Annotated in this window: 27 protein-coding genes and 2 pseudogenes; 22 read left to right on the forward strand and 7 right to left on the reverse strand. The window is 43.5% G+C overall.

Annotation, left to right across the window (positions count from 1 at the left end):
- Positions 1 to 15 precede the first annotated feature (15 nt).
- From QWZ13_RS02910 to QWZ13_RS02930, 5 genes are all read left to right on the forward strand, one after another.
- Positions 16 to 309: a DUF3817 domain-containing protein gene (locus QWZ13_RS02910; protein WP_290280458.1), complete on the forward strand. Its 294-nt coding sequence runs from the start codon at positions 16 to 18 to the stop codon at positions 307 to 309.
- A 13-nt stretch (positions 310 to 322) separates the two neighbouring features.
- Positions 323 to 796 carry an NUDIX hydrolase gene (locus tag QWZ13_RS02915; protein WP_290280459.1) on the forward strand — a complete coding sequence of 158 codons (474 nt, stop codon included), beginning with the start codon at positions 323 to 325 and terminating at the stop codon, positions 794 to 796.
- 121 nt (positions 797 to 917) lie between these two features.
- Positions 918 to 2,747 carry a diguanylate cyclase gene (locus tag QWZ13_RS02920; RefSeq protein WP_290283255.1) on the forward strand — a complete coding sequence of 610 codons (1,830 nt, stop codon included), beginning with the start codon at positions 918 to 920 and terminating at the stop codon, positions 2,745 to 2,747.
- Positions 2,748 to 2,854: 107 nt separating this feature from the next.
- The gene (locus tag QWZ13_RS02925; protein WP_290283256.1) at positions 2,855 to 4,006 is read left to right on the forward strand and encodes a cytochrome-c peroxidase; all 1,152 of its coding nucleotides are present in this window, start codon (positions 2,855 to 2,857) and stop codon (positions 4,004 to 4,006) included.
- A 24-nt stretch (positions 4,007 to 4,030) separates the two neighbouring features.
- Positions 4,031 to 5,413, forward strand: coding sequence for a parallel beta-helix domain-containing protein (locus QWZ13_RS02930; RefSeq protein WP_290280460.1), 1,383 nt, complete (start codon positions 4,031 to 4,033; stop codon positions 5,411 to 5,413).
- Between the two features lie 74 nt (positions 5,414 to 5,487).
- Here the strand turns inward: QWZ13_RS02930 and hutH are convergent, their stop codons facing one another.
- The gene (gene hutH / locus QWZ13_RS02935; RefSeq protein ID WP_290280461.1) at positions 5,488 to 7,017 is read right to left on the reverse strand and encodes a histidine ammonia-lyase; all 1,530 of its coding nucleotides are present in this window, start codon (positions 7,015 to 7,017) and stop codon (positions 5,488 to 5,490) included.
- 1 nt (position 7,018) lies between these two features.
- A complete protein-coding gene (gene hutU / locus QWZ13_RS02940; RefSeq protein ID WP_290283257.1) occupies positions 7,019 to 8,674 on the reverse strand; it encodes a urocanate hydratase in 1,656 nt (551 codons plus the stop codon).
- On the opposite strand from hutU, the gene QWZ13_RS02945 reads away from it, so the two are divergent.
- Positions 8,598 to 8,762 carry a hypothetical protein gene (locus tag QWZ13_RS02945; RefSeq protein ID WP_290283441.1) on the forward strand — a complete coding sequence of 55 codons (165 nt, stop codon included), beginning with the start codon at positions 8,598 to 8,600 and terminating at the stop codon, positions 8,760 to 8,762. The genes hutU and QWZ13_RS02945 overlap by 77 nt on opposite strands.
- On the opposite strand, the gene hutC is transcribed toward QWZ13_RS02945, so the two are convergent.
- Positions 8,729 to 9,472 (reverse strand): histidine utilization transcriptional repressor HutC, encoded by a 744-nt coding sequence (gene hutC, locus QWZ13_RS02950; protein WP_290280462.1) that lies wholly within the window; start codon positions 9,470 to 9,472, stop codon positions 8,729 to 8,731. The genes QWZ13_RS02945 and hutC overlap by 34 nt on opposite strands.
- 104 nt (positions 9,473 to 9,576) lie before the next feature.
- Here hutC and hutI point away from each other — a divergent pair, with 104 nt between their 5' ends.
- The 4 genes from hutI to QWZ13_RS02970 all read left to right on the forward strand — a co-directional run bounded on the left by hutI (position 9,577) and on the right by QWZ13_RS02970 (position 13,659).
- Positions 9,577 to 10,860, forward strand: coding sequence for an imidazolonepropionase (hutI, locus tag QWZ13_RS02955; RefSeq protein ID WP_290280463.1), 1,284 nt, complete (start codon positions 9,577 to 9,579; stop codon positions 10,858 to 10,860).
- Positions 10,857 to 11,834 (forward strand): formimidoylglutamase, encoded by a 978-nt coding sequence (gene hutG / locus QWZ13_RS02960; RefSeq protein ID WP_290280464.1) that lies wholly within the window; start codon positions 10,857 to 10,859, stop codon positions 11,832 to 11,834. The genes hutI and hutG overlap by 4 nt, the downstream gene beginning before the upstream one ends.
- Before the next feature lie 460 nt (positions 11,835 to 12,294).
- Positions 12,295 to 12,495 carry a hypothetical protein gene (locus tag QWZ13_RS02965; RefSeq protein WP_290280465.1) on the forward strand — a complete coding sequence of 67 codons (201 nt, stop codon included), beginning with the start codon at positions 12,295 to 12,297 and terminating at the stop codon, positions 12,493 to 12,495.
- Positions 12,496 to 12,720: 225 nt separating this feature from the next.
- Positions 12,721 to 13,659, forward strand: a complete 939-nt coding sequence (locus QWZ13_RS02970) for a hypothetical protein (protein WP_290280466.1) — start codon at positions 12,721 to 12,723, stop codon at positions 13,657 to 13,659.
- 122 nt (positions 13,660 to 13,781) lie between these two features.
- Here QWZ13_RS02970 and QWZ13_RS02975 read toward each other — a convergent pair whose 3' ends face one another.
- From QWZ13_RS02975 to QWZ13_RS02985, 3 genes and pseudogenes are all read right to left on the reverse strand, one after another.
- The gene (locus QWZ13_RS02975; protein ID WP_290280467.1) at positions 13,782 to 13,991 is read right to left on the reverse strand and encodes a hypothetical protein; all 210 of its coding nucleotides are present in this window, start codon (positions 13,989 to 13,991) and stop codon (positions 13,782 to 13,784) included.
- A 20-nt stretch (positions 13,992 to 14,011) separates the two neighbouring features.
- Positions 14,012 to 14,680, reverse strand: a complete 669-nt coding sequence (locus QWZ13_RS02980) for an RloB family protein (RefSeq protein WP_290280468.1) — start codon at positions 14,678 to 14,680, stop codon at positions 14,012 to 14,014.
- A gap of 248 nt (positions 14,681 to 14,928) precedes the next feature.
- Positions 14,929 to 15,960: pseudogene (locus QWZ13_RS02985) on the reverse strand (AAA family ATPase); the annotation flags it as partial.
- A 247-nt stretch (positions 15,961 to 16,207) separates the two neighbouring features.
- Between QWZ13_RS02985 and QWZ13_RS02990 the strand changes: the two are divergent.
- From QWZ13_RS02990 to QWZ13_RS03040, 12 genes and pseudogenes are all read left to right on the forward strand, one after another.
- Positions 16,208 to 16,630 carry a nucleotidyltransferase domain-containing protein gene (locus QWZ13_RS02990; protein WP_290283258.1) on the forward strand — a complete coding sequence of 141 codons (423 nt, stop codon included), beginning with the start codon at positions 16,208 to 16,210 and terminating at the stop codon, positions 16,628 to 16,630.
- Positions 16,631 to 16,688: 58 nt separating this feature from the next.
- On the forward strand, positions 16,689 to 17,126 hold the full coding sequence (locus tag QWZ13_RS02995) for a hypothetical protein (RefSeq protein ID WP_290280469.1): 438 nt from the start codon (positions 16,689 to 16,691) through the stop codon (positions 17,124 to 17,126).
- A 119-nt stretch (positions 17,127 to 17,245) separates the two neighbouring features.
- Positions 17,246 to 17,869 (forward strand): hypothetical protein, encoded by a 624-nt coding sequence (locus QWZ13_RS03000; RefSeq protein ID WP_290280470.1) that lies wholly within the window; start codon positions 17,246 to 17,248, stop codon positions 17,867 to 17,869.
- Positions 17,870 to 17,996: 127 nt separating this feature from the next.
- A complete protein-coding gene (locus tag QWZ13_RS03005; protein WP_290280471.1) occupies positions 17,997 to 18,158 on the forward strand; it encodes a hypothetical protein in 162 nt (53 codons plus the stop codon).
- A 177-nt stretch (positions 18,159 to 18,335) separates the two neighbouring features.
- Positions 18,336 to 18,683: a hypothetical protein gene (locus QWZ13_RS03010; protein ID WP_290280472.1), complete on the forward strand. Its 348-nt coding sequence runs from the start codon at positions 18,336 to 18,338 to the stop codon at positions 18,681 to 18,683.
- A 76-nt stretch (positions 18,684 to 18,759) separates the two neighbouring features.
- A complete protein-coding gene (locus QWZ13_RS03015; protein WP_290280473.1) occupies positions 18,760 to 18,981 on the forward strand; it encodes a hypothetical protein in 222 nt (73 codons plus the stop codon).
- Entirely contained in the window at positions 18,965 to 19,096 is a 132-nt protein-coding gene (locus QWZ13_RS03020) for a hypothetical protein (RefSeq protein WP_290280474.1), read from the forward strand. Before QWZ13_RS03015 ends, QWZ13_RS03020 begins: the two co-directional genes overlap by 17 nt.
- Before the next feature lie 6 nt (positions 19,097 to 19,102).
- Positions 19,103 to 19,501 (forward strand): glycosyl-4,4'-diaponeurosporenoate acyltransferase CrtO family protein, encoded by a 399-nt coding sequence (locus QWZ13_RS19890; protein WP_353958965.1) that lies wholly within the window; start codon positions 19,103 to 19,105, stop codon positions 19,499 to 19,501.
- Positions 19,502 to 19,537: 36 nt separating this feature from the next.
- Positions 19,538 to 20,041, forward strand: coding sequence for a 2'-5' RNA ligase family protein (locus QWZ13_RS03030; RefSeq protein ID WP_290280476.1), 504 nt, complete (start codon positions 19,538 to 19,540; stop codon positions 20,039 to 20,041).
- Between the two features lie 97 nt (positions 20,042 to 20,138).
- Positions 20,139 to 20,681, forward strand: a complete 543-nt coding sequence (locus tag QWZ13_RS03035; protein ID WP_290280477.1) for a GNAT family N-acetyltransferase — start codon at positions 20,139 to 20,141, stop codon at positions 20,679 to 20,681.
- A 337-nt stretch (positions 20,682 to 21,018) separates the two neighbouring features.
- Positions 21,019 to 21,216: pseudogene (locus QWZ13_RS19895) on the forward strand (hypothetical protein); the annotation flags it as partial.
- Positions 21,217 to 21,255: 39 nt separating this feature from the next.
- Positions 21,256 to 21,507, forward strand: a complete 252-nt coding sequence (locus tag QWZ13_RS03040; protein ID WP_290280478.1) for a hypothetical protein — start codon at positions 21,256 to 21,258, stop codon at positions 21,505 to 21,507.
- Here the strand turns inward: QWZ13_RS03040 and QWZ13_RS03045 are convergent.
- Positions 21,443 to 21,598 carry a hypothetical protein gene (locus tag QWZ13_RS03045; protein WP_290280479.1) on the reverse strand — a complete coding sequence of 52 codons (156 nt, stop codon included), beginning with the start codon at positions 21,596 to 21,598 and terminating at the stop codon, positions 21,443 to 21,445. The genes QWZ13_RS03040 and QWZ13_RS03045 overlap by 65 nt on opposite strands.
- Positions 21,599 to 21,609 lie beyond the last annotated feature (11 nt).

Here is a 21,609-nt window from a genome sequence, read left to right on the forward strand (position 1 = left end):
CGACATAGGTAAAAAATGTTAAAAGCGTTCCGAGCCATCAGTGTTCTCGAAGGGTTATCTTATTTAGTCATTCTAGGCGTAACATTTGGGTTTATCAGCCGCGAATGGGTGATGGTTCTAGGGTTAACGCACGGTGCTTTGTTTACCTTGTATTTTGTGGCTTCTTTGATTGTTACGCATAAAATGGCTTGGCCAGTTTGGGGTTGGCTGCTTTTGCTATTGGTTTCTATTGTGCCGTTTGCGTTTATTGCGCTTGAATGGTTTTTACGCCAACGAGAGCACAAGCTGGCTAGCACGGTCAAACCCTAATGTGGCCAGCTAAATGAGCCTAAATAGCTTAAGCAAATTAAAGCCATGCGATCTTTCAGCGATAGAGTTAGCCCAATACCCGGCTAACAACATGGCGAATTCACAACTGCATTGGGCGGTTATTGTTGCTCGATACCAAAACCAATGGGTGTTTGTAAAACACAAAGATCGCACTACGTTAGAGTCGCCTGGTGGCAAGCGAGAGCCAGGTGAAACCATTGGCGAATGCGCTCATCGAGAGTTATTTGAAGAAACGGGTGCAACCAACTTCAACTTAGAACCCATGGCCACCTATGCCATAAAATTACCCCATGGTGAACTCAGTTACGGTCAGCTGTTTTTTGCCAGTATTGATTCATTGGGACCTCTACCCAGCAGTGAGATTGAAAAAGTGGTGTGTTCTTCGAAGTACCCAGATGCGCACACCTACCCGAATGTTCACCCCTTTTTACTGGATCAGGTAAAAAACAAACTCAACCTGGCTTGAATGTTACAAAATGTATCTTAAGGCCTGCTTTTCACATCGAAATACTTTCCTACACAATTCGCGCAATGATTGAAAATTGAACTAAGCTCTTAAAAATAAACACCTACTTGAGAGTTAATTGGTGAAGGTAATTGTTCGGAATTTGGCTGGGTTAATTCTGTGGCTTTTTTTTTCAACCACAGTGTCTGCGTTAGACGTAGGGTCAGATTTTAAGCGCATCAACATTAAAGATATATGTGAAGCCTTTGTAGCGAATGAGTCTTTTCTCAATTCGCCTGACGTTGCGCGTGAGTTAATAACGTCTCAACAATGGCAGCCTTGTTCCGAGGTCAAATTATCCAGAGGTTATACCAAAGACAGGCTTTGGATTAAAATTGATTTCACTAATCATAATCTAGAGGTTGAGACGGCCTACCTAAATTTATTCCCAAGTTGGATTTCCGAAATTAGCCATTATCACTTTGAAGGTTCAACATTGAAAAGATGGAAAAATGATGGCATCGCCTTCCCATTTCATCATCGTGAAATACCTTCTTCAAACATAGTACTGCCATTAATCAACGAACCTGGTAAGCCAGCAACAACGCTGTTACATGTTCAAACAGACCTAGCATTTCTTATTGGTGGAACCCTTCTAAGTGAAACAGAAGCTTTGAAGTCTGGTGTAACCGTAAATCTCATTAATGGTATTTTAATCGGCGCTATAGTGATGATTGGACTCTATAATTTGTTCATATACTTTAGCCTTCGAGACAGTAACTACCTCTATTATTTTTTATATAATGCCTCCATGCTTCTCATGCTATCTGTGATCTATGGCTTTGGTTATCAATTTATATGGCCAGACGCCGTTAAATTTAATACTTTTTTAGAATCCGCAGCTGGACCGTTTTTGGGTATTTTTATGTCGCAATTTGTAAGGCGATTTTTAGATTTATCAAACGTGTCTAAAGCGCTCGATAGAATATTAGTGTTTTTTATTGCGGGCTCGGCACTGGTTGTCGTGTTAACGATGTTGCCCTCACTGAATGACAAAACATCGGTCTGGTCTGGTGTTCTGGCTATCATCGGCGCACCGGTGGTTTTGCTAGCCGGTGTAAGGGCGCTGTTAAAAAAACAAGTGTCGGCTGGCTATTTTTTAGTTGCTTGGGCGTTATCTCTCATTTCAATAACCCTGTTTGGGTTAATGATCACAGGTTTGTTAGAGTTTAACCTTATTTTGTTCTATAGCTTTGGTATCGGGGCTGTATTGGAAATGTTGCTATTGTCTTTTGCTCTAGCCAACAAAATTCACGTATTGCAAATTGAAAAAGCGCAAGCCATTGATGCCGTGCTACAAGCTGAAAAAGAAAAATCGCGAAGTATCGCTTTGGCCGCCGCACAGCTCGAACATAAAGTGTCAGTGCGGACTCATGATCTAGCACAAGAAAAAAGGCGTGCCGAAGTGCTAGCGAGAACCGATCCACTCACAGGGCTAAATAATCGTCGGGCATTTTTTGAAAAAGGTGAAAAGATGTTTTCCGGCGTCCGGTTAAGTGCAGGCGGAAAATCACTAGCGGTCATCATGGCTGATATTGATCATTTTAAAAAAATTAATGATCGTTACGGTCACAGTGTTGGTGATGTAGTGATCACCTCTGTGGCGCTAAAATTGCTTCCATGCTTTTTAGGAAATTCTGTAATTGGTCGAATAGGCGGTGAAGAATTTGCCATTGCTATTGAAGGGTTCCACTTCGAGGAAGTTGTAGCTAAGGCAGAGCACGCGCGCCAAATGATCAGTCAAACCTTAACCGAAATCGCAAACGGAAAAGATGTTACTGCGACCATTAGTCTAGGCGTGGCACAGTTCAGTAGCGAAGACCAAAATATAGATGAAACCTTAGCTCGGGCTGATATGGCTCTATATCAAGCAAAAGAGCAAGGCCGTAATCGGGTCGTATCGATCCCCTAGTTGCAGTCCAATTTTATTTTTTGTTTATGCATTGGTAGTTTTCACTTTCTATTTGACCATCAGTCAGTTAATGTGAGCTGAGTGACAGACTTGATCGATAATTGACCATGATGAAGATACTAATAATAACAACCGCTGTGATGATGTATGCTTTGTTAGTTGGCTATGCGACGGCTGACTCTTGGGTGCTTTCAACCCAATGCCCACCCAGTTTTGAACTCACCAAACAAAACCAGTGCAAACTGGTGTCTCTTTACCAGCAGTATGAATCGTTACAGGACCAAGGTGTTGGTGGGCTTAAAACAGCATTGCCTGAAAACCGTGATGGCTTTAGCCCCCAGCAAATAGATCTTGGCCGCTATTTGTTTTTTGATCCGTACTTATCGAAAGACAACACCATTTCCTGTGCTTCGTGCCACAACCCCGATTTAGGCTTTGCCGATGGCGCCGCTTTAAGTGCCGGAGTAGGCGGGCAACTTGGCACACGTTCTGCGCCCAGCTTGTGGAACGTTGCCTTTAAAGAACGCCTGTTCTGGGATGGCCGCGCCGACTCGTTAGAAGCACAAATAGAAGGGCCCTTGTATCACCCGACCGAAATGGGGCTTACCCGAGTAGAGCTTTTAAATAAGCTCAACGCATCAGAAACCTATGTATCTTTATTTAAACAAGCTTTTGATATTCAAAGAACTGGCTTAATACAACTGCCCGATATTTACAGCGCAATTATTGCCTTTGAAACCTCGCTCATTTCGCTCAACAGCCGTTACGATTGGTACGCACACGGCTATGCCGATGCACTCACTCAGCCAGAGCTAGAAGGGTTAAACATTTTTAGATCGTTTGTTGCGCGCTGTGCCGAATGCCATACACCGCCCTTGTTTACCAACCAACAATACGCTGTTATAGGCTCACCCGAGTTAAAAGGCATGCCCTTTGATATTGGCGCGCAAAGCCATTTAGAGTTGCCCGACTTACGCGGCGGCTTCCAAGTGCCTAGCCTAAGAAACATTGAGCTAACCGCGCCTTATATGCACAACGGCGCCTTTAGTGATTTACGCAGTTCTGTAGTCTTTTACACCGAAGGCCGTGGCCATGCAGTACCAGAAGATGAAAACTTAAAATTACATTGGCACATTTGGGAGCCAAACTTAACCGAAACCGAAATCGATCGCTTAGTCGATTTCTTAAAAACGCTGACCGATGAAAGTTTAAAACCGGTGAAACCAGAGGCTGTACCTTCTGGCTTAGCGGTACCTTAAATCGTGCGCAGACCAGGGGGAACTATGCGAATACAAAAACAACTCATAGCCGCATTGGCCTTTAGCTTAATCGGGTTTTCCGCTTACGCCGAGGTGATCAACGTAAAAAAAGGCAAGTCTATTCAACGTGCCGTGCATGAAGCACAACCGGGTGACATTATTGAAATTCAACCGGGTGTGTACAACGAAACGGTGTTTATCGATAAAGACGACATCACCATTCGAGGCATCGTCAAAAAAGGTAAGTGGCCTATTTTAGATGGTGAGAAAAAACTCAACGACGCTATTTTATATTCAGGCAACGGTATTACCATTGAGAGCCTAACCATTATTAACTACAAAGGTAATGGCATTATGGGGCAGGCGGGTAACAACTTTACTATCCGAAATAACTTTATTCACGATGCCGGTGTGTACGGCATTTTCCCTCAGTATGGTCAAAACGGTCTCATAGAACACAATGTGTTAAGCGGTATAGAAGACGCGGCTATTTATGTGGGCATGAGCGATAACATAGATGTACGCCACAACGAAGTGTATGAATCGGTCGCCGGTATAGAAATTGAAAACTCGCGCCATGCGTTAGTAGAGAGTAACTACGTTCACGATAACGCCGGCGGTATTTTAGCCTTTGCACTACCTGGCTTACCGATCAAAACCGCATACGACATTATTATTCGAGATAACTTTGTTGTAGATAATAACCACGAAAATTTTGCTCCCGAAGGCGCGATAGTAGCGACGATTCCATCGGGCACCGGCATCATGATCATTTCAGCCGATGACGTCGTGCTAGAAAACAACATCATCACCAACAACGGCAACGCCGGCATTACCATTGTGGATGCAAAGATTTCTGGCATAGGCAGTGACCCAGATCATGATCCAGACCCAGACGGCATTAAAATTTACAACAACCTCATGAAAAATAATGGTCACTCGGTAGCCGGTGACATGAAAGCCCTAATGAAATTGAAGTTTACCAGTACAGGCCCCGATATTTTCCAGTTTGGCGGGTCTGAAGGCAGCTGCATTTTAGATGAAAAACGCTACACCGTGTTTGGCTTAAACAAGTTTGATGAATGCGAACCGGGCAGCAATACCGATGATATTCTGACTAAAATGTTAGACGAACCCGTACCGCCAAGAGACACCACAGGCCAAGAACTTGGTAAGCGCACCTTCTACGCTGTGTGCTCGGGTTGCCACACTTATGAAAACCGTATTATTGGTCCACCGATTACGCAAATTCAAGAGCGTTGGGGTAATAATGCTGAAGCCGTAGCCGCCTATATTATTGCACCAGGCCGCATAAACGAAGGCTACCCAGAAATGCCACCGCAGTATTACTTATCAGAAGAAGTTCGATTAGAGGTGTCTAAATATATGCTGGAATTTAATAAGTAAAACGTAAGTTTTTTTAAACAGCCCTAAACTAAAAAGCACCGAATTACGGTGCTTTTCTATTGCGGGAAAAACCCTTAAGCGCTGATGCGAATAGCGTTATCGACAAAGCTTTGCAATGCATCTTCACGAATAAGTTGCGCGGCCTTTTCAATATCGGGCGAGAAGTAACGGTCTTTATCGTAAAAGGGTACTTCACTGCGCAATACGGCTTTGGCTTTTTCTAACGTTGCTGAACTGGTGAGCGGTGCTCTGAAATCTAAACCTTGGCAAGCCGAGAGCAGTTCTACCGCTAAAATACCGACGGTGTTTTCATGCATATCACCCAAACGGCGCGCCGCAAAGGTAGCCATAGACACATGGTCTTCTTGGTTAGCCGAGGTGGGTAGGCTGTCTATTGAAGCCGGGTGTGCATAGGTTTTGTTTTCACTCGCCAACGCCGCAGCGGTCACTTGCGCGATCATAAAACCAGAGTTCACGCCGCCGTTGTTTACTAAGAACGGTGGCAAACCACTGAGCTGGCTATCAATCATTAACGCCATGCGGCGCTCTGAAAGCGCACCAATTTCGGCAATCGCCAGTGCCAAGTTATCGGCCGCCATTGCGATAGGTTCGGCGTGGAAATTACCGCCCGATAAAATATCGTTTTGCTCAGCAAACACCAAAGGGTTATCTGAAACGGCATTGGCTTCGGTTAAAATAATATCAGCCGCGTTACGAATTTGCGTTAAGCACGCACCCATCACCTGTGGCTGGCAACGCAGTGAGTAGGGGTCTTGCACTTTTTCACAATCTTCGTGCGATTGTTCGATAGGCGAGTGGTCTAACAGTTTACGGTAAGCCAATGCCATATCGATTTGCGATTGGTGCCCACGTGCCTGATGAATGCGATCATCAAACGGAGCGCGAGACCCTTTCGCCGCATCAACTGTCATGGCACCAATCACTGTTGCCGCAACTAAGACATTTTCGGCCGCTAACAAACCTTGCACCGCCAACGCGGTAGACGCTTGTGTACCGTTTAATAACGCCAAGCCTTCTTTCGGTGCCAACACAATGGGTTCAATGCCTAAAATTTCCAGCGCCTGTTTAGCGGGGATAATTTTGCCTTGGTAATGCGCTTCACCTTCGCCTAACAAAATAGCGCTCATGTGTGCTAACGGTGCTAAATCACCCGAGGCTCCTACAGAACCTTTTACAGGAATGCACGGGTAAATTTCTTTATTGACCAACGCCATTAACGCTTCGATCACTTCTAAACGGATGCCCGAGAAACCGCGTGCCAATGAATTTATTTTTAACACCATCAACAAACGCACCGTCGAAGGCTTCATAAATTCACCAATGCCCGCCGCGTGGCTGAGCACAATGCTGCGTTGTAAGGTTTCAAGTTCAGCCGGTTCAATGCGCGTGTTGGCCAATAAACCAAAGCCCGTGTTAATGCCATACACCACACGGTTTTCATCGATCACTTTTTTAACCGTCGCCGCCGAACGTTCAATGCCACTTATGCAGCTTTTATCCAATGTTAACTGCACCGGGTGGTGGTGTACGGTGTATAAATCGGCGAGCGTTAATTTACCTGGATTAATGTGTAATGTTTTCATCTTATTGGCTCTTATTCGGTGTATTAATCATCGGGAGATCTAAGTTATGTTCTTTGGCGCAGTTAATGGCAATGTCGTAACCGGCATCGGCATGGCGCATAACACCCGTGGCAGGGTCATTCCAAAGTACACGGCCAACGCGCGCGTGTGCATCTTCGGTACCGTCACACACAATCACCATTCCGGCGTGCTGACTAAAGCCCATGCCGACGCCACCGCCATGATGTAAGCTCACCCAAGTGGCGCCGCTGGCGGTGTTTAACAAGGCGTTGAGTAACGGCCAATCCGATACCGCATCGGAGCCGTCTTTCATGCTTTCGGTTTCACGGTTGGGAGACGCCACTGAACCGGAGTCTAGGTGATCTCGGCCAATAACGATGGGCGCTTTTAGTTCACCATTGGCAACCATTTCATTAAAGGCTTGGCCAATACGAGCACGGTCTTTTAATCCAATCCAACAAATTCGTGCAGGCAAGCCTTGAAACTGAATACGCTCACGCGCCATGTCTAACCAGTTGTGCAAATGCGGATCATCGGGGATCAGTTCTTTAACTTTTTGATCGGTTTTATAAATATCTTCTGGGTCGCCAGACAGTGCCGCCCAACGGAAAGGGCCCACGCCCTCGCAGAACAACGGGCGAATATACGCCGGTACAAAACCAGGGAAATCAAAGGCATTTTCTACGCCTTTTTCAAGCGCCATTTGGCGAATGTTGTTGCCGTAATCTACCGTAGCCGAGCCCGCTTTTTGCAATGCAAGCATGGCTTTTACTTGTACGGCCATCGCTTCTTTTGCAGCATCGACCACTTCATCGGCATGGCTAATACGTTTGGCTTTGGCTTCTTCCATGGTCCAACCTTGCGGTAAGTAACCATTTAACGGATCGTGTGCGCTGGTTTGGTCGGTCACTACATCGGGCACAATGTTTTTATCAACCACTTCGGTGAACACATCGGCTGCGTTGCCCAACAAACCAACGCTCACCGCTTTACCTTCTTGCTTGGCTTTTTCAATGATGGCGAGTGCTTCATCGAGCGATGTGGCTTTGTGATCGACATAGCCGGTACGTAAACGGAAGTCGATGCGCGATTCATCACACTCAACGGCGATCATCGAAAAACCAGCCATGGTTGCGGCTAACGGTTGCGCGCCACCCATGCCACCTAAACCACCGGTAAGCACCCATTTGCCTTTCGCATCGCCATTAAAATGTTGGCGCGCCATGGCACCAAAGGTTTCGTAAGTACCTTGCACAATGCCTTGCGAACCAATGTATATCCAAGAGCCGGCTGTCATTTGGCCGTACATCATTAAGCCTTGCTTATCGAGCTCGTTAAAGTGCGCCCAGCTACCCCAGTGCGGCACCAAGTTAGAGTTGGCAATTAACACGCGCGGTGCGTTTTCGTGGGTTTTAAACACGCCCACAGGCTTACCACTTTGCACTAATAAGGTTTCATCGGTTTCTAATCGCGTCAGCGTTTCAACAATTTTATCGTAACTTTCCCAATCGCGTGCGGCGCGGCCAATACCACCGTACACCACCAGTTCATGCGGGTGCTCGGCGACATCGGGGTGAAGGTTGTTCATTAACATGCGCATTGGCGCTTCGGTTAACCAACTTTTTGCGGTGAGCTTGGTGCCCGTGGCCGCAGCGATATTACGAGTGGTGTCTAAACGTGTCATACGATTCTCCAATGTTGTGAGCGTTGATCAAGAAGCCATTAGGTGGCCGCCTAAGCGGTAACCTGGCCCTGGGTGATACAACACAGCAAAGTTGACGATAAATTTTTGTTTTTTGGTGGGGTTTTGTCTAAAACTGTAGGTTCGCCGAGACAACTTTAAGCACGGCGTACCAGAGGAAATTTCCAATTGCTGCTCAACATCGGCCGGCGCCAAAATAGCCTCTACCCAATGGTCGGCTTGGCTCAATGGCGACACCGAGGTTAAATAAGCACTGGGTGTTATTTGGGTAAAATCTTGCTGCAAATAATCGGGCGCGACTTCGCTATTCACGAAACGCTCCTCGAACTGAATCACTTCTTGGTGGCCCAAGGTATCTTCTTCAATGTGCTTCACTTGGCTGTAAAAAAACGCAGCGCCAACTGGCAAACCAATCAACTTAGTTTCAGCTTCGGTTACGGTGCGCTGTTCTAAACAAATAACGTGGGCAATGTGCTTATGACCGCGTTCGTGAATTTCATCAGCAATATTGCGTATTTCTAACAGTGAGCCAGTGGGCAGTTGCTCGGCCACAAACGTACCCGCGCCTTGAACGCGTTCTAAAACACCTGCTTCGGTTAAATCGGTAAGGGCGCGCCTTGCCGTCATGCGGGATACTTCAAACTGTTCGGCCAACTGGTTTTCGGATGGCACGGCATCGCCTGGTCGCCAATCGCCTTGTTCTATGTATCCAATAATGTGTTTTTTAATCACTTCGAATCTGGGCGTTGCCATAAATTACCATCCTAAAACGTTGTGGGTTAACGAGTGGTTTTTAAGTGGCCGACAGCATAGTTGCTAAAAGTTGTATATACAACTAAAATTGTCCACATTCTGAAATGACAGGTCGAATTTTTATGGCAAACTTGGTGAACACAGCGCAACCCATTCAAGCCGATGGTGTAGTGCACAATGTGAATGTCATTACCCCAGCCCGCGAGAACACGATCGATAACACGCAGGGTTGGTCGGTGTTAGAGAACGCCACCGTGGCGTGGCAAAACGGCAAGTTTGTGTATGTAGGGACAAGCCAAAGCGAGCCCAAATTTGAATCGACTCAAACAATTGATGGCCAACAACAATGGCTAACGCCCGGGTTAATAGATTGCCACACTCACCTCGTTTACGGCGGCAACCGAGCCGGCGAGTTTGAACAATTGCAACAGGGCGTACGTTATGAAGACATCGCCAAAGCGGGCGGCGGCATAAAAAGCACCGTAGCCGCCACGCGTACACAGAGCGAAGATGAACTATACGCCTCGGCCGTGCAACGCTTAATACCGCTGATCAACGAAGGCGTGACCACGGTAGAAATTAAATCGGGCTATGGCCTAAATATAGACACCGAACTAAAAATGCTGCGCGTGTCAAAACGCATTGGAGAACAGTTGCCGGTAACCGTTTCGGCCACTTGCTTAGCCGCCCACGCCGTACCGCTAGAATACCAAGGCAAAGCCGACGACTATTTAACCCTGATCATTGAAGAGCTTTTACCGAAAGTGAAGCAAGAAAACCTAGCCCAAGCGGTGGATGTTTTTTGTGAATCGATTGGCTTTAGCGCCGAACAATCTAAACGTTTATTCGCCGCCGCCAAAGCCCTGGGTTTTGCCATTAAAGGCCACGTAGAGCAGTTATCCGATTCGCAAGGAACCGAAGCCGTGTGTGCGTTTCAAGGCTGGTCGGCCGACCATGTTGAATACGTTAACGAAGCCCAAGTGCAGCAAATGGCCAGCGCTGATGTAACCGCGGTAATTTTGCCCGGGGCGTATTATTATTTAAAAGAAACCCAAAAGCCGCCCATAGAACTGTTCAGAAAACACCAAGTGAACATGGCTATAGCCACCGATTTAAACCCCGGCAGCTCTCCGCTAGGGTCACTATTAACCGCCGCTAACTTTGGCTGTGTGTTGTTTGGCTTTACCCCAGCCGAAGCCTTTAACGGCATTACCCAAAACGCCGCCAAGGCATTAGGGTTAGCCAACAGCAAAGGTAAAATAGCGGTAGGGTACGATGCCGATTGCCTGTTGTTTCAATGCGAACACCCACGCCAACTGATTCATGAAATTAACCTACACCGGCCCACGCTATCGTGGCACCAAGGTAAAGAGCGAGCGCCCTTATGAGCACACCCGAAGCACACAAAAACTGTTGGCAAGGCCGAGTAGACACAGAAGACGCCAGCACCAGTATTCGCTTACACCAACAAGTGATACTGGAAAAACAAACCGACTATAAAAACGCACTCGTGTTAGTGGGTTTTGAAAGCGATGAAGGCGTAGCCCGCAACCAAGGCCGACGCGGCGCCGCCCAAGGCCCCAACGCATTGCGCAGTGCTCTGGCCAACTTAGTCAGCCCAAAAAACGTGCAACTGTACGATGCCGGCAACATCAGCTGCGAAGGCCAATCCCCAGAACAAAAACTAGAGCAAGCCCAACAACTATACGCCAAAGAAGTAGAAGCCATACTCACCGCAGGCGGCCAACCCATAGGCTTAGGTGGCGGCCACGAAATTGCTTGGGCCAGCTTTTTAGGCACCCAGCAATACCTACAAAAACACCAGCCCAACACACGCCTAGGCATACTCAACTTCGACGCCCACTTTGACCTACGCAACCCCAAGCCCATCACCAGTTCAGGCACACCCTTCCGGCAAGCCCAGCAATGGAGCAACGCCAACAACCAACCCTTCCAATACAAGGTAATAGGCCTAAACCCCAGCGCCAACACCCAAGCCTTATTCGACTTCGCCCAAAGCCAAAACGTACAGTGGGTAAACGACACCCACTGCGGCGAAACCGACATAGAAACCATAATGAGCAACCTAGAAACATGGTTGCACACCATAGACGCCCTATACCTAACCGTATGCCTAGACGTATTCCCCGCAGGCGACGCCCCAGGCGTAAGCGCCCCCGCTGCATTGGGTGTGCAACCCTTAGTAGTGCTTAAACTGATTAGCCGCATAAAAGCGCTGTTAAAAACAATGAAAAAGCCACTGATAATGGCCGATGTAGCCGAGTTAAACCCAGGGTTAGATGTTGATGGGAAAACAGCGAAGTTGGCGGCGCGGGTGGTTTATAGTTTGATCTCGGGGTGACTTTTAAGGGGTAGCGCCGGGTTTTTAGTGGGTTTGCCGCATGGAAGGTGTTTTTCTCGGTGCCCAAATTGACAGGTAGGCTGTAACGCGCCATTATGATTGTGGATTCGGGTTTTTCGCCAGATTTGAATAAGATATTACTGCATCGAAGAAAACCGCTGTAGCGGTATAAGTATATGTAGTTGTAAAGTATAAGGAGTATCGTTCTTTGAAAATTGAGCATCATGAAGAACTCTTTCCATATCTTAAAGGTAAAGTTTTTCATGTTACGCCTTCTGTAAATATGCAAGCAATTAGAGATGCTGGCGCTCTACTTCCAAATCATCGCCTTACTCAATCATCAAGATTTGGAAATACTGAGAATGGGTTTTTTAGGCTTCGGGACTGTGTTTCTTTTTTTGATTATCGTGGTTTCGGTTCTCGTGAGTGGAAGGAACATGCCTATAAATGTCTTCCAACAATGATCCTGAAGCGAAACACTCCAATCACAATACTTTTTCTTTGCGAAAGTCAGTTCCATAAGCTGGAGTCTTGGATGGCATGGAAAGAAGAAGAAGCCTGGCATCAACGCGTTATACCGCATGTTGAGACTGGATATAAAGGAAGGGTTTCGCTTGAGTGTATTAAAGAAGAGCTTGTCGTTGAGTCCGATAACAACTAACAAACGTTGTCATTTGGACAAAATCTCCGCTTCGCTACAATTTCTTCCGTGCTACGGGCGTTACATACCAAAAGCTAAATATAGGGACTTCGAATGAAGGTTTTTTTCGATACGAATCAGAGCAATACTGTTCTAACTAAATTCAAGCACAAAATTGATGGGATAACCCCTTCCGATGATTTCGAGAAACAAAGAAATGCTCTACTTCGCTTGGTTGTTAGCTCAATGGAAAATAAACCGGAACAATGGGATAGTCTTTGTCAGATAAATATTGGGTGGATTGGGGATCAGTTTATAAGCAGGCTTTCTGATGAAGAGGAAGAACTATCTAAAGAAAGGCTAGACGATATTTGTTCAATGTGCTTCAGGTTTCTGTTTGAGCTATATCTTTCGATGAAAAATGATCTAGCCATGGAATTTGAGGCTGCAAGGAAATTCGTTTTTAATAATGTAGAGTTATTTGAGGCTAATGCAAAAGAACAGATTGAGTATGCTATTCGTGATATGCCAATTAACATATTCAAATCCATTGTAAATAGTGACTCTATAGAAAGCATTAAGGACTTTAATGCAGTTTCATCAAAAGCCGAAAAATTAAAAGAAGAATGGGAGCAAGATTTATCAGCGAGAGAGACTCGTGTGGATAGGCTTAAGAAGTCCTTATCAGAATATGAAAACGGATTCAATTTTGTAGGCTTATATCAAGGCTTTGACGACCTCGCAGAAGCCAAATCCACTGAGCGCGATAACATACTATTTTGGCTCAGGATTCTTTCGGTTATTATAGTTTTTCCTATTCTGGCAGAGTTGATCGTAATTTATCAGAACCTTGATAACATTTCTGGCATAAGAGACGGACTGATCGTTTCACTGTTTCCTACATTGTCTCTCGCAGCCATTGCTATCTATTATTTTAGGGTTCTTCTTTTTAACTACAAATCAGTAAAATCTCAACTTTTGCAAATTGATTTACGAAAAACACTTTGCAGATTTATCCAACATTATTCAGAGTATTCTAGCGAGATTAAAAAGCAGGATGCTGATTCTCTAGAGAAATTTGAAAACATTATTTTTTCCGGAATAGTAACAGAAGATGGAAGTCTACCATCTACATATGATGGTATAGAACAGCTTGGAAAGCTAATAAAATCTGCTAAATCATGAATCGGCATGTAAAAACTGTTACAGTTAGTAGTGCATTAAAAGTTAAATATTAAAGCCCGCATCAATACTTAGCTTTACTCTGTATAAATTTTTGGTAATAAATTAAACAGTTAATAATGTTTTCAGGCTAGCGTAAATGCAATAGCCATAGCTCCCAAGCTAGAGTAAAGTGAATATCCAGCCTCGTTCAGCTGGCAAGCAAGCTTAAATACTTCACCAATGGTAATGCTTGAAGGAAAACAATAAATATTTAAGCACGTAGGTACGTGATAGTTAAGAGCCACAAGCCACAGTTGAATCGAGCCTACGGCACTGGACTCACTGTCGTTCACCGCAGTGCTTTGCGTTTAACCTAGAGTTTTTTCAAATTTTGCAGATAATCAATTAGGTTATGAACGCAGGTAGAGGGGTTGTCAGTATGATTGTCTTTTGCATGTTTCAAGGCTCTATCAGCATTATTTTTCGCAAATTCAATTTGCTGAGACAATGATGAAAATATATTGTTATTTCCTTTTTCATAATCAGGCATCACCTCTTTAAGCTCTTCCAAAACCTTACCGCCAACACTTAACTTTCCTGTGGCCGCGTATGGGCTTGTTGTATATTTAAAGTGCAAAAGAAGCCAATATTCAAAGCAAGGTACAGATACAGCTGCATAAAAAACATCTTCAGGAGCGTGATCAGTTATTCTTTTTACTGTTTCGTCATAGTTATCATGATTGTCCCTATCAAAAACACAGTAAACTCGATCATAGGGATCTCCCTTTCTTTCTTCGATCTCCCAAAGCTCGATGGCTCTTTCATAAACGCTCTTGGGGCTTGACCCGCATGTACCATCAACTTCAACATTTGCAGTATTTAATTTATAAAACTGGATGCACTCATTAAAATAATTAGGCTCCGTTTTTTCCCCTTCGCAGACGATTAATACCTTTTCATATGATGAACGCTTAGCTCTTCGTCTCTCTAATTGATCAACAGCTTTTGCTTTACGCCTATGAAATAGATTGTCGGTACCCATACTTACATAGCTTCCGGATCAAAAGGTCTGATGAATGGAAGAGCCCCATAACGACCTGACAAATATCCAAGTCCAATATTTTCTCTATCTTTTCGGGGACTAAAATCAGTCAGAGGGTACAACGAAGAGGCTTGACTAACATCTTTTTCACAAAACCAGATCTGATCACGCCTAAAGTCATTCTGAGTTAAAATTGACGTTTCATGCGTTGTAAAAATCAATTGTGCGTTATTTGGGTTTGTCTTGTTGCTATGGAAGAGATTTACCAAATATTTTACCATCTTTGGGTGAAGATTATCATGAAGCTCATCAATTACGAGCACGTAGCCTTTGTTTAGGGTGTCAATCCAAGGTCCCGCGAATGAGAAGAATTTCTGAGTGCCATCTGATTCCTCATCAAAATCTAGTGGAACTAGATTTCCAGATTTTGACTTATGAATCGTCTTAATATCAATAATCTCTTTGTCCTTCATCTCCTTAACAATCTTTTCTTTAACGGAATCAGGAATATCTTCAGGCAAAGATTCAGCGTCGAACTTTTCTTTATCAATTTTAATGTCATGAATGTCAAAGTCTGCTGCTTTTAAAAACTCTAGGACTCTAGCTTTAGAGATTTCTTTATCACATAGTGAGGCAGTAAATCCTGGGCCCCAACCGCCAATTTTTGCAGGCCGAAGGGTTTCTTTAAACCAATTAAATACTGGCTTAAGCTGGTCGCTATTCAATTGAACGGCGGTAGATAGGAACAGAGCATTAGATCGAGTGGCGTTCTGCCATACGGACTTTTGACCTAACAGAAAATCACTAAATTTGTATTCAGATGTATCTTTTTTCTTATTGTAGCATCTTGAATACCATCTTTGAGCACGACCTTTGGGGTAGGCAATTAGCCACTCCTCAACGATATGAGTTTTCGTCGCGCAAAACCCAAATTGAAATCTCACGCCTTCACTGATGAAGACCATCTCAAACTCAGTAGGCTCAGAACACGACGACTCATCAAATAAGAATGGAGTAACTGAAATTTCATCTCCTTCTTGGCTAGACGAAGCTGAGGTGCGAACGATTGACTCCATCTCCATCATTGCTCGAATAATATTGGATTTTCCAGCGGCGTTTGCACCATAAACTGCTGCAGACCTCAAAAGAGCAACGCTTGCAGGGGCGCTAGGCTGAAAGCTATTAGTACTTTCCAGCTCCCCGCCTGTCGCCTTAACCATACTAAAAACTTGCTCTTCTTTAATAGAGCGATAATTTTTTACTGTAAATTCAACTAGCATAAAACCCCCTCTCAAGGGTGATTTTGGTAAATTGGGTAAATATTAGCACTTAAAAACGGTTTTGCCATGGATTAAATTAGCTATTTTGGTAAATTCTGGCAGAATTACCCCTGAAATAGGTTAACGAGTCGGTACTGGAGGAGAAATATTCCGCTGCGCTCCAAATTTTCCGGAGAGCGCGACGTTATACGGGGAGAACATGAATAGTCCAATAGTCTACGATAAAGGCATCTTCCGTGAAGCTGCCTTGAACCTCTTGCCAGAAATCTATTCTCCTGAAAAAGGTATCTACCATTATCGAAGTATGGCGAAAACTAACTATCGTGGTTATTTAAAAGAGGATATGGTTCCTCTCAAAAAGTACTTTTACGTGTTACGGCCGCTATTCTCAATTTTGTGGCTTGAAAAATATGGTACAGCAGCACCGATAGAATTCGAGAAGGTATTATCACTGGTAACAGACAATCAAATTCTTGATGAAGTGAATTTGCTATTAGAGCGTAAAAAGGTGAGTGAAGAGAAAATGCTGGCACCTGCAATTCCTGCTCTGAATCGCTACATTGAGAACCAGCTTAGTAGATTGGAAGATATTAAAGTTCCTAAGACCGATCGTAATTCAGAAATGGAGCAACTTAACGGCCTTTTCCAAGCAGTTCTAAAAAATAATTAATTTTACACTGTAACGGACTAGGATAAATTTCATTGTCGATGAATAAAATATTATTAATTTGGAATTTCATAGGAATACGCAGCAGGTCAATTCTTATCAAGTTAAGGTTTTCAAACATAGTATGTACTTAAGATTCGAAACGAACTTAAAATTTAGTGAAAATGAATGCCCGAAAGGGATATTTTCCGCGATGGGCGATTGCAAACGGTCAGGTAAAATGACGCTCAGAGGTCATATTTGGTATATCGGTATAGCGACATGGTTTAATAATAACTTAGACTATCCAACATGCTTTCTCCAGCCAATTTTAACCTCAGTAAAATTTAAGGCGTTGAGCTGGTTTAGGTTTTCAATGAACCATTTTTATTATAGAGCGATAAAAGTAGTGGAGTTTCTACGCTTTAACGGGTTTGAAGTAAATGCACTTTTGAGTCATGACCCAGGTATAAAGCTGTATGAAAGCAAAAACCAAGTGGTTGTGATTCCGCATGCTTAACAAGTGAATTTGTCAAAGGGGCCGACCTAATCTGCCTACGAAAAGGGGCTTCCTAAACCGAACTCTAGTGATTTATTGAAATACAATTAAATATAAGACCAATAAAGGTTGTAGAAATTATGAAAAATCTAGTTTATCTAGTCGTCAGTTTAACGTTTTTGCTTACGTCATGTGCAACGCTTAAGCCCATTGATAAAGCTAACGCAAGTGGGTATCTACTCGCACCAACCAATACAAAGGTGCGTCTGTATGACAATGCAAAAGCAGATTATCGCTTCTCCTTTCGATTTGGGGTTATCGATAAAGAAAATGGAAAGGTTAGGTATTTTTTTGTTAAAGGCAATGACCCAAAACATGCCGTTATAAAATCTTTGCCTGCTGGTAATTATCGGCTTTACTCCGAGCAGCGGCGATACAAGGGCGGTGGTGGAGATGATGTAGAGTTGCTACCAGACACCATATATCCGCTTTACGAGCCATTTGAATTTACCATCGCATCAGGTGAAATAACTGTTTTACCTTGGTATTTTGGAATAGAAAAGGTCGTAACGCCAGCATATGATATTGATAGCGAAGCTGCTGAGTCCCAGCCGCTTAGTCAAGCCGACTTGTGCATTACAATAGCCGAAAACCATGAAAACTGGGTAACAACCTGGCAAAACAATATCGAAGGTTTTGAAGACTATTTGAAAGCAGACAGAGTTAAGATTGGTGGAGTCTCGGTTAAAGATATTTGTAAGTAAAGTTGTGTGGCTAACTTAAACCTTCCGCCGAGTTAGCCACACTATACTTACTCGGTAATCGTTCAAGCAGAAGACTAAACTCCAACTAGCCCATGCTTTGGTCTAAATAGACGTAGCTCAAAGCTAAATGCCTTCAACGCCTATAGTCCCCGATCATCAAAAATGTGCAGACCTACGCGCCAACGCAATCCGTGGCGATATTAGCAAAACAACCGCATCAGAGCAGACTTATCAGACTTGCATCGCAAAATCCCGAACAATGGCCCAAAAAACCAAAAAGATCACTTGAAAAAGTCAATTAATCTGTCAAATTGGTAGGCAATAAAATAATTGAGAAGCCTGTTGAGAGTGCTCGGTAGAATTGAGTTAATCTACAGGCTCATTATGGGTAAATATGACTGAAACTATTCACGACATTTCTCTTGATAGTGGATTTGGTCCAATTAAGTTCGGCAGCCCTCCTAGTGTGGCTAAGCAGGATTGGGGTGAAGAACGTTGTTATGAGGAATGGATGGGTGGAAACCTTGAAAACTTTCTGTATTTCAGGGGGCTACTTGTCGGTTTTAGAGTTGAATGTACGGACCACCCTACGGAAAATTCTCAAGTTTGCATGTTTCAAGTTAAAATTGTTAATCCAATTCGGTTATTTGGTAAGGAAATTAGCAGAGTATCGAAAGCGGAAATAGAAGACTTGTTGTTATCTAATAATCTCAAGTATCGTGAATTGCCAAATGGAACACTTCAGTGCAAAGACCGAAAACTTCAATTCCACTTTAATGATGGGAATCTAGATGAAGTTTACTTTGCTGGCTGATCCTCATAACAATCACAGGCAGTCGACGCGAAAAAGCCTGCGCAACTGCTGCAAGCGTTAATTTAAGGAAAGAAACTTGAAGGGAAAGTATTTTTGGTTGCTGATAGCACCTTTTATGATCTACGCGAAGGTTGCTGATTTCATTAATGAATCACGATTGGAAGAACCTTCGATAATCAGTCAAGGGTTCTACCTAATATTGATAATTTTATTTTTAGGGCTTTTCTCAGATTCGCTAGTCTCACTAGTTAAACAGATAGCTATTCGAAAAGAAAAATTGGATGCTTCCGAAAATTAACAATACACGGCAAGCAGTAAGCCCGCTAAAATCAGCTGTCGCGGTGGGCTATGGACTCGTTACGCTACGCTCCACTTGCCCCTTATTAGGGCGCAAGCAATCCAAGGAGTTATAAGATCAAATGAGCTCCTATTTTGAACCGAAGTCGTTTGAGAAATGTCGAGGTAAAAGCATATATAGCTATCTCGGGATTAAATTCTTTAAACGCTACCTATTGTTGCCGGATATTATTTTATTTAGTTTTAGTAACAAAGCGCAGTTAAACACCAGAGATAAAAAGCTGAAGGATGAGATTATAAGGCTCGAATGGCAAACTCGACGCGATGAAATCATCCACTTAGTTTTTATGGCGCTAATTGTGGTGATCTTGATTAAAAGCGGAAAAGATATGTCGATTTTTCAATGGGTGGCGGTGTTTGCAATAAATTTATTTGTAAATATATATCCCATCTTTTTGCAAAGACATAACCGTATGAGATTGTTAAAATTGCTAGTAAGTTTGTCAAAAAGACGCTCCTAGCGTCACGCCTTTTACAAAAAACATTAAGCATTAATTATGGCTAAGTACTTCGCCTTCTTGCTAGATAGGCATGAAGAAATTGAAAAGATTAGAAGCAAATATGATCATTTGTCTTCGAAAGTACCCGCTCATCTAACAATAGTGTTTCCGAACGACTTTGATGATTGCAAGGAAGATGAGGTTTTAGAGTTCTTAACTAATATACCCCCTGTTATTGTAGAGCTTGTGGGAGTTACAGGTTCACCTGATAATTTAATGTTTTGTACTTTGGCGAAAGGTAACGATGAAATAATATCGCTTCATAGGAGCTTGTATTTCAACTACTTTAAGGAATTCTTTGATCGAAATTTCACGTTTTATCCGCATGTGACTGTTGGGCGATTTGAATCCAAAAACAGTTTACAGGCGGCACTTAATGCCACCGATGATATTAATCCTATTAAGTTAAAGTTAAGCTCTCTAGCGTTAGTTGAAAGAACAGATTCAGGCGAACGAAGAATATTGAGAAAATTTAAATTGGGTGGGAATAGCCCTGCTTAACAGGGCGCGTCTGGTAAAAACCCGCCAAAATCCGCTACGCGGCGGGCTTGGGGTCGTGACCTCGGCCCACCGCTGAACGTTAATTTCTAGGAGGCTTATGCTTCGATATAAAGATATTGTTCTAAGGAAGCCCGCACAAAGTGAAGCTCAAAACCTTTATGAGCTGATGGTTTCAGATGAGAAATGGACCGAATTTAATGGTCCTTACTTTGGATATTCAAGACCAAGCTTTGAAGAATTCCTGAGTAAAACATTTAATCGTCTACAGGAAGGAATGTCGGCTCTAGCGATCGAATATGAAAATCGGCTTATAGGTACAGTTACATTTTATTGGGAAGATAAAAATACACGTTGGCTTGAAGCAGGTATTGTGATTTTCGACAGTACCTTGTGGGGCTTGGGTATTGGTAAGAAAGCTCTAGTTCCTTGGGTAACACATATTTTCGATACGCAAGAGTTAGAGCGAGTAGGAATGACAACGTGGTCCGGAAATCCAAGGATGATCTCAAGTGCCCAAAATGTCGGGTTCACTATTGAAGGTACGTTACGTAAAGTAAGATACCATGACGGCGTTTATTATGACTCCGTAAAGCTTGGTGTTACTAGAGACGAGTGGTATTCCACTGCGTTCCCAACCTGACGAAAATTCAAGCATCAATCCGCAAATGAAGTATTTTAGTTTTGTGGTTGCTAAAGCATTGGTTTCCTGTTTTTAGGCTGGGGCAGTAGCAGAGATAAAATATCTACTCTGCCTAGATTAAATTGGTAAAACTAAATTGGAAATAGAAGCGTAGTTTGGCCCAGCATTTAGAGTTGAAGGCTCACTATATAGATATGCCCCTTCCTTGGTATATGGTTTTATTTAGCGATACTATTAATGTTAGAAATTATGATAAATTAAAATTCACGTGATATTAGTTTTTGTGGGACCGTATAGCACATGGTTATGTGCAAGCGTTTCTCCCCTATCAATAGGAATGCAAGAGACGTTGTGGGTAATACAGAACGGAGTTGTCCTTAAAAACTCAGAACTTCTTGAAAAGTGGCGTTCTACTATTCAGTATCCACGTAGTATTCAAGCGAAAATAGTCGAATCACATCTCGAAGTTATTACTTCCTGTGATCTTCAATTGCATGCGCATCGAGGTGATGTTGCCCTACTTTTTGGATTGATTTCCGGGATGCAAAAAAGAATTGTCTATTTGCTTTTTGCATTGAACGGTTCATTTTCTATTGGTACTAAGAACATGGCTAAATCATTGAGTGCCTTCGAAATAAAACCACGTGACACTTGGCTGAGGTTTCAAGAGGCATACAAGGCACATCTCTCCTCATGTGTCGAAGAAACGGAACTATTAATTGATGAGGTTGTTGAACTCGTCCAAGAGCACTTGCCAGAAGTTAGTGTAACTGAATTGAACCGATTTCAAGCATTCCGTAGGTCGGCGTGGTCACCAACCATTTAAGCAGGTGCATAACAAGGCTTTTGGCACTCCCTTTGGTCGCCGGGAAGCATACACGGGGCGCTACGCGACTATAGCCCCGCGCCTGCGCCACTGGTATAACGT

The organism is Reinekea marina, from assembly GCF_030409715.1.
Classification (GTDB): Bacteria; Pseudomonadota; Gammaproteobacteria; order Pseudomonadales; family Natronospirillaceae; genus Reinekea; species Reinekea marina.